Source organism: Candidatus Formimonas warabiya (assembly GCF_002777255.1).
Taxonomy (GTDB): Bacteria; Bacillota; Dehalobacteriia; order Dehalobacteriales; family Dehalobacteriaceae; genus Formimonas; species Formimonas warabiya.
This window is the reverse complement of sequence record NZ_CP017634.1, coordinates 3,289,725-3,303,132: the sequence shown is the minus strand read 5'-3', so window position 1 is coordinate 3,303,132 and position 13,408 is coordinate 3,289,725. Positions and strand designations below refer to the sequence as shown.

The 13,408-nt window shown below is 48.0% G+C and carries 11 protein-coding genes; all 11 read left to right on the top strand.

What is annotated here, in order from left to right; genetic code table 11:
* The first annotated feature begins 141 nt into the window (after positions 1 to 141).
* The 11 genes from secA (at position 142) to DCMF_RS15110 (ending at position 13,406) form a co-directional block, all read left to right on the top strand.
* Positions 142 to 2,748: a preprotein translocase subunit SecA gene (gene secA / locus DCMF_RS15160; protein ID WP_148135195.1), complete on the top strand. Its 2,607-nt coding sequence runs from the start codon at positions 142 to 144 to the stop codon at positions 2,746 to 2,748.
* Positions 2,749 to 2,891: 143 nt separating this feature from the next.
* A protein-coding gene (prfB, locus tag DCMF_RS15155; RefSeq protein WP_236860033.1) for a peptide chain release factor 2 occupies positions 2,892 to 3,996 on the top strand; the annotation gives its coding sequence in 2 pieces (ribosomal slippage) (positions 2,892 to 2,960 and positions 2,962 to 3,996; 1,104 coding nt in all).
* Positions 3,997 to 4,105: 109 nt separating this feature from the next.
* Entirely contained in the window at positions 4,106 to 4,960 is an 855-nt protein-coding gene (locus DCMF_RS15150; RefSeq protein WP_148135193.1) for a YitT family protein, read from the top strand.
* Between the two features lie 51 nt (positions 4,961 to 5,011).
* Positions 5,012 to 5,836, top strand: a complete 825-nt coding sequence (locus tag DCMF_RS15145; RefSeq protein WP_148135192.1) for a transketolase — start codon at positions 5,012 to 5,014, stop codon at positions 5,834 to 5,836.
* Positions 5,837 to 5,881: 45 nt separating this feature from the next.
* Positions 5,882 to 6,820 (top strand): transketolase family protein, encoded by a 939-nt coding sequence (locus DCMF_RS15140; protein WP_148135191.1) that lies wholly within the window; start codon positions 5,882 to 5,884, stop codon positions 6,818 to 6,820.
* Positions 6,821 to 7,445: 625 nt separating this feature from the next.
* Complete coding sequence (locus DCMF_RS15135) at positions 7,446 to 8,468, top strand: proline racemase family protein (protein WP_148135190.1); 1,023 nt, start codon at positions 7,446 to 7,448, stop codon at positions 8,466 to 8,468.
* A 196-nt stretch (positions 8,469 to 8,664) separates the two neighbouring features.
* Positions 8,665 to 9,831, top strand: a complete 1,167-nt coding sequence (locus tag DCMF_RS15130) for a branched-chain amino acid ABC transporter substrate-binding protein (protein WP_148135189.1) — start codon at positions 8,665 to 8,667, stop codon at positions 9,829 to 9,831.
* Positions 9,832 to 9,918: 87 nt separating this feature from the next.
* Complete coding sequence (locus DCMF_RS15125) at positions 9,919 to 10,833, top strand: branched-chain amino acid ABC transporter permease (RefSeq protein WP_148135188.1); 915 nt, start codon at positions 9,919 to 9,921, stop codon at positions 10,831 to 10,833.
* A gap of 4 nt (positions 10,834 to 10,837) precedes the next feature.
* Entirely contained in the window at positions 10,838 to 11,866 is a 1,029-nt protein-coding gene (locus DCMF_RS15120; protein ID WP_236860032.1) for a branched-chain amino acid ABC transporter permease, read from the top strand.
* A 50-nt stretch (positions 11,867 to 11,916) separates the two neighbouring features.
* The gene (locus DCMF_RS15115) at positions 11,917 to 12,693 is read left to right on the top strand and encodes an ABC transporter ATP-binding protein (RefSeq protein ID WP_148135187.1); all 777 of its coding nucleotides are present in this window, start codon (positions 11,917 to 11,919) and stop codon (positions 12,691 to 12,693) included.
* Entirely contained in the window at positions 12,690 to 13,406 is a 717-nt protein-coding gene (locus DCMF_RS15110; protein WP_148135186.1) for an ABC transporter ATP-binding protein, read from the top strand. Before DCMF_RS15115 ends, DCMF_RS15110 begins: the two co-directional genes overlap by 4 nt.
* Positions 13,407 to 13,408 lie beyond the last annotated feature (2 nt).

Genomic DNA, 13,408 nt, shown 5'->3' with positions numbered 1-13,408 from the left:
ATGTTAAAATATAGTGATACCATAAAAGGATAGGAACCATATGGTTCCTTTCTTTTTAGTATAGGAAACAGCAGAAAGAAATTGATAATTGTCCGTTGTCAATTGTCAAATGTCCATAAATATGAAATTGGAGGGATTAGCTTGCTCAAGTTTTTAAAGAGCCTCCTGGATGATAATGCCAGAGATATCAAGAAATATAGCAAAGTGGTGGAAGAAATTAATGCTTTGGAACCGGAAATAGAGAAGCTCTCTGATCCGGACCTGCAGGGGAAAACCGCCCAATTGAAAGAAAAACTGGCCGCAGGGGCTTCTCTGAACGACATTTTGCCCGAGGCTTTCGCCGTGGTCCGGGAAGCATCCCGCCGGGTACTGGGGATGCGCCATTTTGATGTGCAACTGATTGGCGGTATGGTCTTGCATCATGGCAGAATCGCGGAAATGAAAACCGGGGAAGGAAAGACCCTAGTCGCTACCCTGCCTGTTTATTTAAACTCCTTAACGGAGAAGGGTGTTCACGTGGTTACGGTGAATGATTATTTGGCCACCCGGGACAGCGAATGGATGGGGAAAATTTATAAATTCTTAGGATTATCGGTGGGTTTGATTGTGCACGGACTGGATTTTGAGGAACGCAAAAATGCCTACCGTGCCGATGTTACTTACGGAACCAATAATGAATTCGGCTTTGACTATTTAAGAGACAATATGTCTATTCACCCGGATCACATGGTACAGCGGGAATTAAACTACGCCATTGTGGACGAGGTGGACAGCATTCTCATTGATGAGGCCAGGACTCCTTTGATTATTTCCGGGCAGGCAGATAAACCCACCCAATTGTATTATACCGTCGCCAAGGTTATTCCCCGGTTAAAAAAAGAGGATGATTTTGCCATCGATGAAAAGGCAAGGGTGGTGACTCTTACGGAGCAGGGCGTATCCCGGGTCGAGCAGATGTTGGGGGTGGAGAATCTTTATGATAATGCCAATATGGAGATCAGCCACCATGTGAACCAGGCCCTGAAAGCCTATACCTTGTTTAAGCGGGACCGGGATTATGTGGTGAAAGACGGAGAGGTCATTATTGTCGATGAATTCACCGGGAGATTGATGTTTGGGCGCAGGTACAGCGAGGGTTTGCACCAGGCCATTGAGGCCAAGGAAGGGGTCAAAATTGAACGGGAGTCCCAGACGCTGGCCACCATCACTTTCCAGAACTATTTCCGTATGTACAAAAAGCTTTCCGGGATGACGGGTACCGCCGCTACGGAAGAAGAAGAGTTCCGGAAGATTTACGGCATGGATGTGGTTGTGGCCCCTACCAACATGCCGATGGTGCGCAAGGACCATCCGGATGTGATCTATCGGACGGCAAAAGGAAAGATCAATGCCGTTGTTGAGGAAATTGTCGCCAGACATGATACCGGGCAGCCTGTATTAGTGGGGACCATCTCTATTGAAAAATCCGAGCAGTTTAGCGAGGCATTAAAAAAGAGGGGAGTTACCCACCAGGTGCTGAATGCCAAGTTCCATGAAATGGAGGCGGAGATTGTGGCCCAGGCCGGCCGCCATTCGGCTGTGACCATTGCCACCAACATGGCGGGGCGTGGTACGGATATTTTATTAGGAGGAAACCCGGAATTTCTCGCCCATGCGGAGGCACGCAAAGCAGGAAAAGAACTTGACGATGAGGAAATGCGCCCATGGATTGCAAAATACAAAGAACAGACGGATGAGGAACGGCGCAAGGTGGTGGAACTGGGAGGCCTGCATATTATTGGTACGGAACGCCATGAAAGCAGGCGCATCGATAACCAGCTCCGGGGCCGGTCCGGACGGCAGGGAGATCCCGGTTCCAGTAAGTTTTTTATTTCCATGGAAGACGACCTGATGCGCTTATTTGGGGCGGAAAATGTCACCGGTATGATGGATAAATTAGGCATGGACGATTCCATGCCCATTGACCATCCCATTATCTCCAAATCCATTGAATCAGCTCAGAAACGGGTAGAAGCGAAGAACTTTGAGCTCCGGAAACATGTTTTGGAATATGATGATGTGATGAACCAGCAGCGGGAAATTATTTATGAACAGCGCCGCCAGGTGCTGACCGGGGAGAATCTGAAGGACACCATTTATGACATGATTCATGATGTGGTGGATCGGACGGTGGCCTCTTACGCCGGGGGAAGTCCTCATCCGGAAGAATGGGATTTAAAAGGCTTGTTGGAATCGGCTCATTTGTTCCTGCCCAATCATGCCCTGACTGAGGAAGACCTGAAGATGATGCATAAAGACGAGATTCCTCAAATGTTTGAGGAAAAGGTGAGAGAATTCTACGAGAAGAGAGAAGGGGAATTGGGCGAGGAGACCCTGCGTGAGCTGGAACGGGTCGTCATTCTCAAAGTGGTGGACAGCAAGTGGATGGATCACCTGGACGCCATGGATCAATTGAGACAAGGGATTGGACTGAGGGCGTATGGACAGAAAGATCCTTTGGTAGAATATAAATTCGAAGCATATGATATGTTTCAGGAGATGATTGGAGAAATTCAGTCCGACGTGGTCCGGTATCTGATGAGAGTGAATGTGGTTGAGGCCCCTAAGGAACGGACAAATATTTCGGAGAATCGGGCGGAAGACCAGGTAAAGAAACCCGTACGGAAAGAAAAACAAATCGGCAGAAATGATCCTTGCCCGTGCGGGAGCGGGAAAAAATACAAAAAGTGCTGTGGCGCGCAAGAGTAACAATAAAATTGGGGACATTCCTCGGACAAGAGGCAAGATGCAAGAGGTAAAATGCAAGACTGTTTATCTCTTTTCTTGCTCCTTGCTTCTGGCATCTTGCTTCTTGGATGGTGTGTCCCCTAACATTTTAAGGGGGGATAGGGATGCTTGCTGATTTAAAGAAAGAAATTGAAGAGGCAGGGTGCCGTCTGAGAGAATTGAGGGTTTCTCTTTGACGTGGCCAAACGGGAAGAAGAAATAAAAAAATTGGAAGAGACAACCTTGGGGCCTGGTTTTTGGGAGGACCGGGAGCAGGCCCAAAGAATATTGCAGCGGATTACCGATCAAAAAGAACGGGTGAAGCGCTATGATCAATTAGCGTCTCAATTTGAGGATATCAAGGTCCTTTGGGAGTTAGGCACGGAAGAAAGTGATGAGTCGGTAGAACATGAAGTTGCCGCCCAAATGAAAAGCTGGATCAAGAGCCTGGAGTCCATGGAATTAGCCGTACTCTTATCAGGGCCCTACGATAATCATCATGCCATCTTATCTTTGCATGCCGGGGCAGGAGGCACGGAAGCACAAGATTGGGTGGCCATGCTCATGCGCATGTATACCCGGTATTGTGAAAGGGAAGGCTTTAAGGTGGAAGTGCTGGATTATTTGGCCGGAGATGAAGCGGGAGTAAAGAGTGTGTCCCTTTCTGTAGAAGGGCTGAATGCCTTTGGATATCTCAGATCGGAAAAGGGCGTGCACCGGCTGGTAAGAATCTCTCCTTTTGATGCCAACGGGCGCAGGCATACCTCCTTTGCTTCCGTGGATGTTTTGCCTCAGGTGGAATATGACGACGAGGTAGAAATAGATCCGGATGACTTAAGAATAGACACCTTTCGCTCAGGGGGCAAAGGAGGCCAGCATTTGAATAAAACCGATTCCGCCGTGCGTATTACCCACATTCCTACCGGCATCGTCACCCAGTGTCAGGACGAAAGATCCCAGCATGCGAACCGGGATAAGGCGATGAAACTGTTAAGGGCGAAACTGCTGGAGATCAAACGCCGGGAACAGGAGGAACAGATGGCTGAACTCCGGGGTGATCAACAGGAAATTGGTTGGGGCAGTCAAATCCGGTCTTATGTATTTCAACCCTACCGGCTGGTGAAAGATCATCGTACCGGCATGGAAATGGGTAATGTGGACGCGGTTATGGATGGAGAGCTGGACACCTTCATTGCGGCCTATTTGCACCAGTTCAGGCACAAGGATTAATTTGTTAGCGGTTAGGGGACACACCTCGTTCAAGAAGCCAGAAGCAAGAAATCTTATTTCTTGCCTCTTGTAACGAGGTATGCCCCCAATTGATGGGGTGTAGTTGTTTATGCGTTATCGTATTGTGGGCGACCTAATCGGGGTTACGGTAGGCAGTTTCATCACTGCCCTCGGCTTGGTGGCTTTTTTGATTCCCAATAAAATCGCTGCCGGTGGAGTAAGCGGTCTGGCGACGGTGCTTTATTACGTTTTTAAATTCCCGGTTGGTGTGAGCATGTTCGTGATTAATATCCCGTTGCTTCTCTTGTGTACCAAAGAATTAGGGATGAAATTCGGCATCAAGTCCCTGTATGGAACCTTTGTGATTTCATTTTTTGTGGATGGTTTAGCCACGATTGTGGACAAACCATGGACCCATGATCCTCTTCTTGCAGCGGTTTATGGAGGAGTGGTCTGCGGTTTGGGATTAGGCATTGTGTTTCGTTCCAAGGGAACGACGGGAGGGACGGACCTTGCCGCCGCGCTGCTGCACAAATTTGTCAAGATCAGTTTAGGTTACTCCTTATTGTCTATTGATGCCATGGTGATCATTTTAGCAGGGATTGTCTTTGACATTGAGAAGGCCTTGTATGCTTTAGTGACGGTCTTTGTTACCGGCAAAATGATTGATGTGATCCAAGAAGGGGTTACTTACGCCAAAGCGGCCTTAATTATTTCTGAGCATCACCGCCAAATTAGTGAAGAGTTGTTGACCCGGATGAGCCGGGGTGTCACCTCTTTCCAGAGCAAAGGAGCATATACGGCGACTGAGCGGGAAGTTTTGCTCTGCGTGGTGGCCCAGTCCGAGGTAAGTACCTTAAAGAGTATTGTCTACAGCGTGGATCCTAAAGCTTTTGTCATCGTGGCCAATGTTCATGAAGTATTGGGGGAAGGCTTCAAACAGGCCGATTACGGCCTGCCGTAAAAGAGCAGAGAACAAAGGAGCGAAAACCGAAAACATGGAGGTACATATAAAATGGATTCAGAAACAGTCAACTTGCTGAAAGACAAAGCCAAAGAGATTAGAAAGGACATCATTCAGATGCTGGCAGAAGCAGGCTCCGGCCATCCGGGGGGATCTCTTTCCGCCGCCGATATCGTAACTGTTTTGTATTTTCATGAAATGCGGGTCGATGCGCAAAATCCCGCCTGGCCGGAGCGGGACCGTTTTGTACTGTCCAAAGGACATGCTGCCCCGGTTTTATATGCCGCTCTTGCCGAAAAGGGCTTTTTTCCCAAAGAGGATCTATGGACCTTAAGAAAAATTGGCAGCAAACTGCAGGGCCATCCGGATATGAGAAAAGTACCCGGCGTGGAGATCTCTACCGGTTCTTTGGGACAAGGTCTCTCGGCGGCGAATGGAATGGCTTTGGCAGGGAAAATGGATGGGGCCGGCTATCGGGTTTATGCGTTGCTTGGAGATGGAGAATGTCAGGAAGGCCAAATTTGGGAGGCGGCGATGTTTGCTGCCCATTATCACTTGGACAATTTGGCCGTGTTCCTGGACCATAACGGACTGCAGATTGACGGGAAAATTACCGATGTGATGTCCCCGGAACCGGTAGATGAGAAATGGCGTGCCTTTGGTTGGGATGTCCAGGTCATTGACGGCCATGATGTCTCCCGTATCCTGGCTGCCCTGGATCATGCCAGAACCGTCACGGGGAAACCATCCATGGTAATTGCCAATACGATAAAAGGAAAAGGTGTTTCCTTTATGGAAGATGTCGCCGGATGGCACGGGGTGGCCCCGAAGCGGGAGGAAGCGGAGAAGGCATTGGCGGAGTTGGCAGGGGAGTAGACCGGATAACCCCTAAATTATCCTATGAGATGGAGGCTGCTATACATGACAACTAAGATTGCCACCCGGGAAGCTTATGGAAGAGCTTTGGTTAAATTGGGTGAAAAATATGCCAATATCGTGGTTCTCGATGGTGATTTGTCTAAATCCACGAAAACTGCGGATTTCGCAAAAGTATTTCCGCACAGGTTTATTAACGTCGGCATTGCCGAGCAGAACCTGATGGGAACGGCGGCGGGACTGGCCACCACAGGAAAAATTCCCTTCGTCAGCACCTTTGCCATGTTTGCTACAGGACGGGCTTTTGAACAGATTAGAAACACCATCGCTTATCCCAGGCTAAATGTGAAAATTGCTGCGACTCATGCGGGTATTACTGTCGGGGAAGACGGGGCCTCCCATCAAACGGTGGAAGATATTTCGTTAATGCGGTCCATTCCTCATATGACGGTAATTGTTCCGGCTGATGCTGCGGAAACAGAAGCAGCTGTTTTAGCGGCAGCTCAGGCGGAAGGTCCTGTTTATATCCGGCTGGGTCGCTTAGCGGTTCCGGCCGTTAATGATGAAAATTACCGGTTTGAATGGGGGAAAGCTGTCGTACTGCGGGAGGGCACAGACGTAGCCCTGATTGGTACGGGACTGATGGTGGATGCTTGTGTGCAAGCCGCTAAAGTTCTAGAAACGGAGGGCATTTCAGCTGCCGTCCTGAATGTTCATACCATTAAGCCCATCGACCGGGAAACTATTGTCCGGGTTGTTAAAACTACGGGAGCTGTGGTTACGGCAGAAGAGCACAGCATTATCGGCGGATTGGGCAGTGCCGTGGCAGAAGTTTTGGGCGAAAACCGGCCCGCTCCTTTGAAAAGGGTCGGTGTCTTGGACAGCTTTGGTGAATCCGGGGCCCCTCAAGACCTGTTAATAAAATATGGTCTGACGGCAGAAAACATTGTGAATGGGGCCCGGGAAGTGATCAAGCGAAAATAGGGCAGACAGGGGGACCCGTGAGGAAGTTGTTGACAAGGGAACTGGAATGTGGCATAATCTTGATTAGATACAAGGGAGTATCTGATAAATGGCAATGACGCCTTTCATTATTTGAGAGGCGTTTTTTATTTTCCTTGGATCAAGCAGGAAAAGATTAAAAAGTGTAGAATTAATAGAATTAATTGAAATCAATATGAAGTCCAAATTTATTAAATTGTATGATAGAAGAGATCGGAATAAGGGGAATTCTTATTTTTATTGTATTGTAATATGGTCTGACCTTATGATGAACAGGTCATAGTTGATAGGACAGAAGGAGGGAAAAGCATGGGAAAAGGGAGTGAATCATGAAATAGATCTTTAAGGAGTTAAATTATTTTACATAAAGAATACTCATGAGGAATTTTACAGAATGGGGGACATTCCGCGCTACAAGAGTCAAGAGTCAAGAGTCAAGAGGCAAGAAACAAGATTCCTTCCTCACTCTAACTTACCTTTCTGGTTTCTGGCTTCTTGTATTTTGGATTGAGGAATGTCCCTAGTATAATTGGGGACATTCCTCAGCCAGATAGAAATGCTCAATATAGAGGTGTGTCCCCTGACCTATAATAAAGGAGGCAAAAAAATGTTAAAGTTTTCCCGGATTATTCATGCCATTGATGCACACACGGCGGGAGAACCGCTCCGGGTGATCACTTCCGGTCTTCCCCCCATTAAAGGGAATACCATTTTGGAGAAGCGCCGTTTCATGCTGGAAAATTATGACCATATTCGAAAAATGCTGATGTTGGAACCCCGGGGCCATAGCGGGATGTACGGCTGTATTATTACGCCTCCCGTAACCGAGGATGGAGATTTTGGTGTGATTTTCACCCATAATGAGGGATATAGTACCATGTGCGGACATGGGATTATTGCCGTGACGAAGGTAGTTATTGAAACCGGTATGATTGAAGCCGCCAACGGAGTGAAAGTGGTAAAAATCGATTCTCCGGCGGGACGGGTGGTAGCCTGTGCCGAGGTCCGGGACGGCAGAGTGATCCGGGTCGATTTTGAAAACGTCCCTTCTTTTGTTTATGCCCGGGATGTGAAGGTCAAGGTGGGGGGCATCGGGGAAATCACCGTGGATATTGCCTATGGCGGAGCATTTTATGTTTGGGTGGAGGCAGAAAAATTAGGTCTCGAAGTGACCCCGAAACAGATGGATGATTTGGTACGCCGGGGCATGGAATTGAAATATCAGATTATGGACCAGATGAAAGTGGTCCACCCCTTGGAACCGGAACTGTGCGGGATTTATGGCACCATCATTACCGCACCGGTGGAAGAAGTGGAGGGAGGACTGGATTCCAAGAATGTCTGTATTTTTGCGGATGCCCAAATTGACCGTTCTCCTACCGGAACAGGCACTTCGGCCCGGGTGGCTCTTTTGCATGCAAAAGGCTTATTGAAAAAGGGTATGACTTTGATTAATAAGAGTATTATCGATACCCCATTTACCGGAACTATTAAAGAATTTACCAAGGTGGCTGATTTTGATGCCGTGATTCCCATTGTGGGGGGAACCGCTCAAATTGTAGGATTCAATCAACTGGTTCTGGAACCGGAAGATCCTCTGCCGGAAGGATTTCGCATTACTGGTGGTTGATAACTACATGCAGGGGGCATGTTTGTTATAAGACGTCACATTTGACAGCAATGGTTCGCTCTCAAGCTTTGCAACTGAGTTTTATTTGGCGACGAAGGAGGTGAGTCTGAACCGACAGTTTTGATCAAGCTATTTTTATCTAGAGAAAGGGTTTTCAAAACCAAGCGAAGGAAGAACGAAGGGGGTTAAAAAATTAATGTCTAAAAAAACGTTATTCTTGGTAGTGGTCATGGCAATGCTGGCTTTAGCGGCATTCGGGTGCGGACAGCAGCAGGCCGAGCAGCCGGCAGACAACAACACCGGTACGGAAGAACAACAATTTGACGGAGAAATTCTTGTAGGTATTATGGTGCCTACCACCGGTTCTGAAGCAACATACGGAAAGGATATGGAAAACGCCATTAATATCGCGGCGGATCAAATTAATGCTAAAGGCGGGGTGATGGGTAAAAAAATTGTTACCGTTACTGCCGATGATGCCTGTGACCCGCAGCAATCTGCTTCTGCTGCCAACAAGCTGATTTCCCAGGGTGTGGTAGCTGTGGTAGGCGGCTATTGCTCCGGCGCAACCATTCCCACTTTGACCCTTTATAACGATGCCAAGATTCCTTTTGTGATTACCGCAGCCAACTCCAGTAAGATCGAGACCGAAAACCCGGGCAATGCCTTCGAAACCAACGGAACTGCGAAGCACCAGGTCGAAAAAGCCATTGAAATGTGGACCAACGGCGGCGTGAAGAAAGTTGCCATCGTGCATCAAGGGGACGCCTACTCCGAAGACTTGGCCAAAATGGCTGATACGGAATGGAAAGCAGCCGGCAACGAAGTAGTTGCCATGGAAGTAATGAATAAAGGGGAACAGGATACTTCCGCTTTAGTAACCCGGATCAAAGCGAAGAACCCGGATCTGGTGTTCTGGACCGCTTACTTTGCGGACGGCGGATTGCTGATCAAGCAGCTGCGCCAAAGCGGTTATACCGGAAAAATTATGGTCGGTGACGGATCCTGCTCGCCTCAGCTGATCGAAATCGGCGGCACGGCTACCGAAGGCGTTCAAGTATTATCCAGCCCGATTGCCGATTATCTGCCGGCAGCGAAACAATATGTGGAAGATTATAAAGCGAAATATAGCATGGATCCCGGCCCCTATTCCGCGCTGGCTTTCGATGGCTTGGGAATTTTGGCCGATGCCATGACCAGAGCCAATGCTACAGATTTTGACGCTGTCGTAAAAGCTTTAAGTGAAACCAAAGATTATCAAGGAATTGCCGGAACCACCACCTTTGCGGAAAATCATACTTTGGCCACCAGTAACTTCATGGTTGTGGAAGTGAAAGACGGCAAGTTTGTGCTGGTTCAATAGAAATAAGTAAAAACCACTGGAACATATGCCAGCCCTGCACAGGGGCGGGCATATGTTTCTCAAATTATGCAGGAGAGGATGAAATATATGGGCTTACAGGATATTATCCTCCAACAGCTTGTGAACGGACTTATTTTGGGCTCTTTTTACAGTCTTGTAGCTCTGGGGTACTCCATGGTTTATGGAATTATTAAACTGCTTAACTTTGCCCACGGCGACATCTATATGACCGGGGCATTTGTTGGTTTTGCTATCTTGGGCGTGGTGAGCGATGCGATGGGCAACGGATGGTTGGGTATTCTGTCTGCCATGGTGTGCAGCATGATCCTGGTGGGCTTGTTAGGCGTGATTATTCAGCGCATTGCCTACCGGCCTCTGCTGAGTGCCCCTCGCTTGTCTATATTAATTACTGCGGTGGGCGTATCTTTGATATTATACAACTCGGTTATGGTAATCACCGGAGGGGAATACAAAGCTTTTACCACGGGTTTAGGTTATAACGGGTTTGATTTTGGTTCCGTTCATATTACCTATACCCAAATTGTTTTAGTCCTTTCCACAGCTACTTTAATGTCCGTTCTGGCCTGGTTTATCAGCAAGACCATGTATGGCAAGGCGATGAGGGCCATCTCCCTTGACCAGGATGCCTGCCGTTTAATGGGGATTAATGTAAATAAAATCATTGCCCTGACCTTTTTTATCGGATCTGCTTTGGCTGCAGCTGCGGGGAACATGGCAGGAGTTTATTATGGCAGCATCCACTTTTTCATGGGGTTTGTCATTGGGATCAAAGCATTTACTGCGGCAGTAATCGGGGGAATCGGCAGCATTCCCGGGGCTATGGCCGGGGGGCTGATCCTGGGGCTGCTGGAAGCGGCGGGTACCCAGGTTCCCTTTATCGGTTCAGAATGGAAGGATGTATTTGCTTTCGGACTGCTGATCCTGCTTTTGATCTTTAAGCCTAATGGCATTTTAGGTAAAACAGAGATTGAGAGGATGTAATGCCATGAACATAGAAAAAGAAAACGTGCAAATAAACGAACAGCCAGGCTCTGCTGACGGTAGAAAGGCTGTAAGCGGAAATGCCTTTACCCGGTTTATGGACAGCATTTACGAAAAGATGGAAAATAAAAAGATTCAATATTTAGTACTGGGCATTCTTTGTGCTGCCATTTTAATCTTGCCTCAGGTGTCAAACAACTATGTGATGGAAGTAATGACCAATGCCTTCTTTTATATGGTTCTCTGCCTGGGGTTAAACATTACCGTTGGTTACTGCGGTCTTTTAAACTTGGGTAATGCGGCCTTTTTTGCCTTTGGCGCCTATACGACGGGGATTCTGGTGAAAATGGGCATAAGCTTTTGGCTGACCATCCCCATCGCCATGGTGATCTCGGTGATTGTGGCCTGCATTATCGGGGGGCCTACACTAAAATTGCGCAGTGACTATTTAGCTATCGTCACTTTAGGTTTTGGGGAAATCACCCGGTTAATTGCCCGGAATTTGAGTATCACCGGAGGAGCCAGCGGCTTGGTCGGTATTCCCCGGCCGGAATTCTTTGGCATGAAGATCTACTTGATCAACCATTTTTACTACGTGTTTTTTATTCTCGTGGTGATTGCGATTATTGTTTCTTACCGGCTGCATCAATCAAGATTTGGCCGGGCCCTTGAGTATATCCGGGAAGACGAGGATGCCGCGGAAGCGATGGGGATTGATACGGTAAGATATAAATTATTGGCCTATATTGTGGGTTCCCTTTTTGCCGGTGTGGGCGGATGCTTCTATGCCATTAAAATGTCCGCCGTTTCTCCCGAATCCTTCCTGTTTCTTCAGTCGGCCAATGTGCTTTTGGCCATCGTACTGGGTGGCATGGGGAAGATTCCTGGAGCCCTTCTCGGCGCCTTTCTGCTGGTTTTATTCCCGGAAGTGTTCAGGAGCATTGGAGAAACCCGAATGCTCTTTTTTGGGATAGTTTTGGTTATGGTAATGATTTTCCGTCCCCAGGGAATATGGCCCGAGCGTAAAAGCTAGAGCCCTTTTCCATCAGAGGACTCCATTAAAGAGTAAAGGACGAGGTGAATATGGCGATCTTAGAAGTAAAAAACTTGACCCTGAGATTCGGCGGTGTTACCGCTGTAGATGATCTCAGTTTCGATGTTCAGGAACACTCGATTACCAGTTTGATTGGCCCCAATGGCGCGGGCAAAACATCGGCTTTTAATTGTTTGACCGGTTTTTATAAAGCTACTTCCGGAGAAATTCTTTTCCAGGACAAAAGCGTGATGCGGATGAAACCCCATGCCATTACCGAAATGGGGATGGCGCGGACCTTCCAGAACCTGCGTCTTTTCAAAAATATGACGGTATTGGAAAATGTCATGTCCGGTATGCACTGCCGTACCACCTCCGGTATCGGGGGGGCCGTTGTCCGTTCTCCCCACCAAAGAGGGGAAGAGAAAAAAATTCATGAGGTAGCAGAGGAATGCCTGGATTTTGTAGGTATTTTGAATAAAAAAGACCGCTGTGCCCGGAATCTTCCTTACGGGGATCAGCGCAGAGTAGAATGGGCCCGGGCCTTGGCCACCCAGCCCAAATTGCTGCTTCTGGATGAGCCTGCCGCCGGTCTGAACCATGATGAAAAGCAGCAGTTAATGGCTCTGATCCGCCGGATCAGGGATGAGCGCAAGATTACCATCTTTTTAATTGAGCATAATATGGAATTGATTATGAAGATATCTGAGAAGATTGTGGTGATTGACTACGGGAAGAAAATTGCCGAAGGTACGGCGGATGAAGTGAAAAACAATCCCAGAGTGATTGAAGCCTACCTGGGGAAGGAGGATGAGGAAGCAGTATGAGCGAAGTAGTTCTTTCCTTACAGGGCTTGCAGACATATTATGGAAAAATCCATGCTTTACGGGGTATCACTATTTCGGTAAAACAAGGACAGATTGTCACCCTGCTCGGTTCTAACGGCGCTGGTAAGAGTACCACCTTAAAGACGATTTCCGGGATCGTGCATGCATCCTCCGGCAAGGTGGAGTTTATGGGGAAAGATATCACCACCCTGGCGCCTCACACCATTGTGGAAATGGGTGTGATCCATGTTCCTGAGGGAAGGCACATTTTTAAAGATCTCACAGTGAAAGAAAACCTGGAGTTAGGTTCTTTTACCTTAAAGGATGAAAAGGAACGAAAGAGAAGACTGGACAGGGCTTTTGACCGGTTCCCCAGGTTGCGGGAAAGATGGAAGCAGATGGGCGGCACTCTGTCCGGGGGAGAACAGCAGATGCTGGCTATCGGACGGGCCTTAATGACGGAGCCGAAGGTTCTCTTGCTGGATGAACCTTCCATGGGTTTGGCCCCGGTAATTGTGCAGGAGATCGGACGTATTATTAAACAGTTGAACGAGGAGGGAACAACCATTCTTCTCGTGGAGCAGAATGCGAAAATGGCCCTTAAGCTGGCTCATTATGGATATGTGATGGATACCGGATCTATTGTGATGCAAGATGACAGTGCGAAGCTGAGAGAAAATGAAAGTATTGTGAAAGCATATCTGGGCGGTTAATG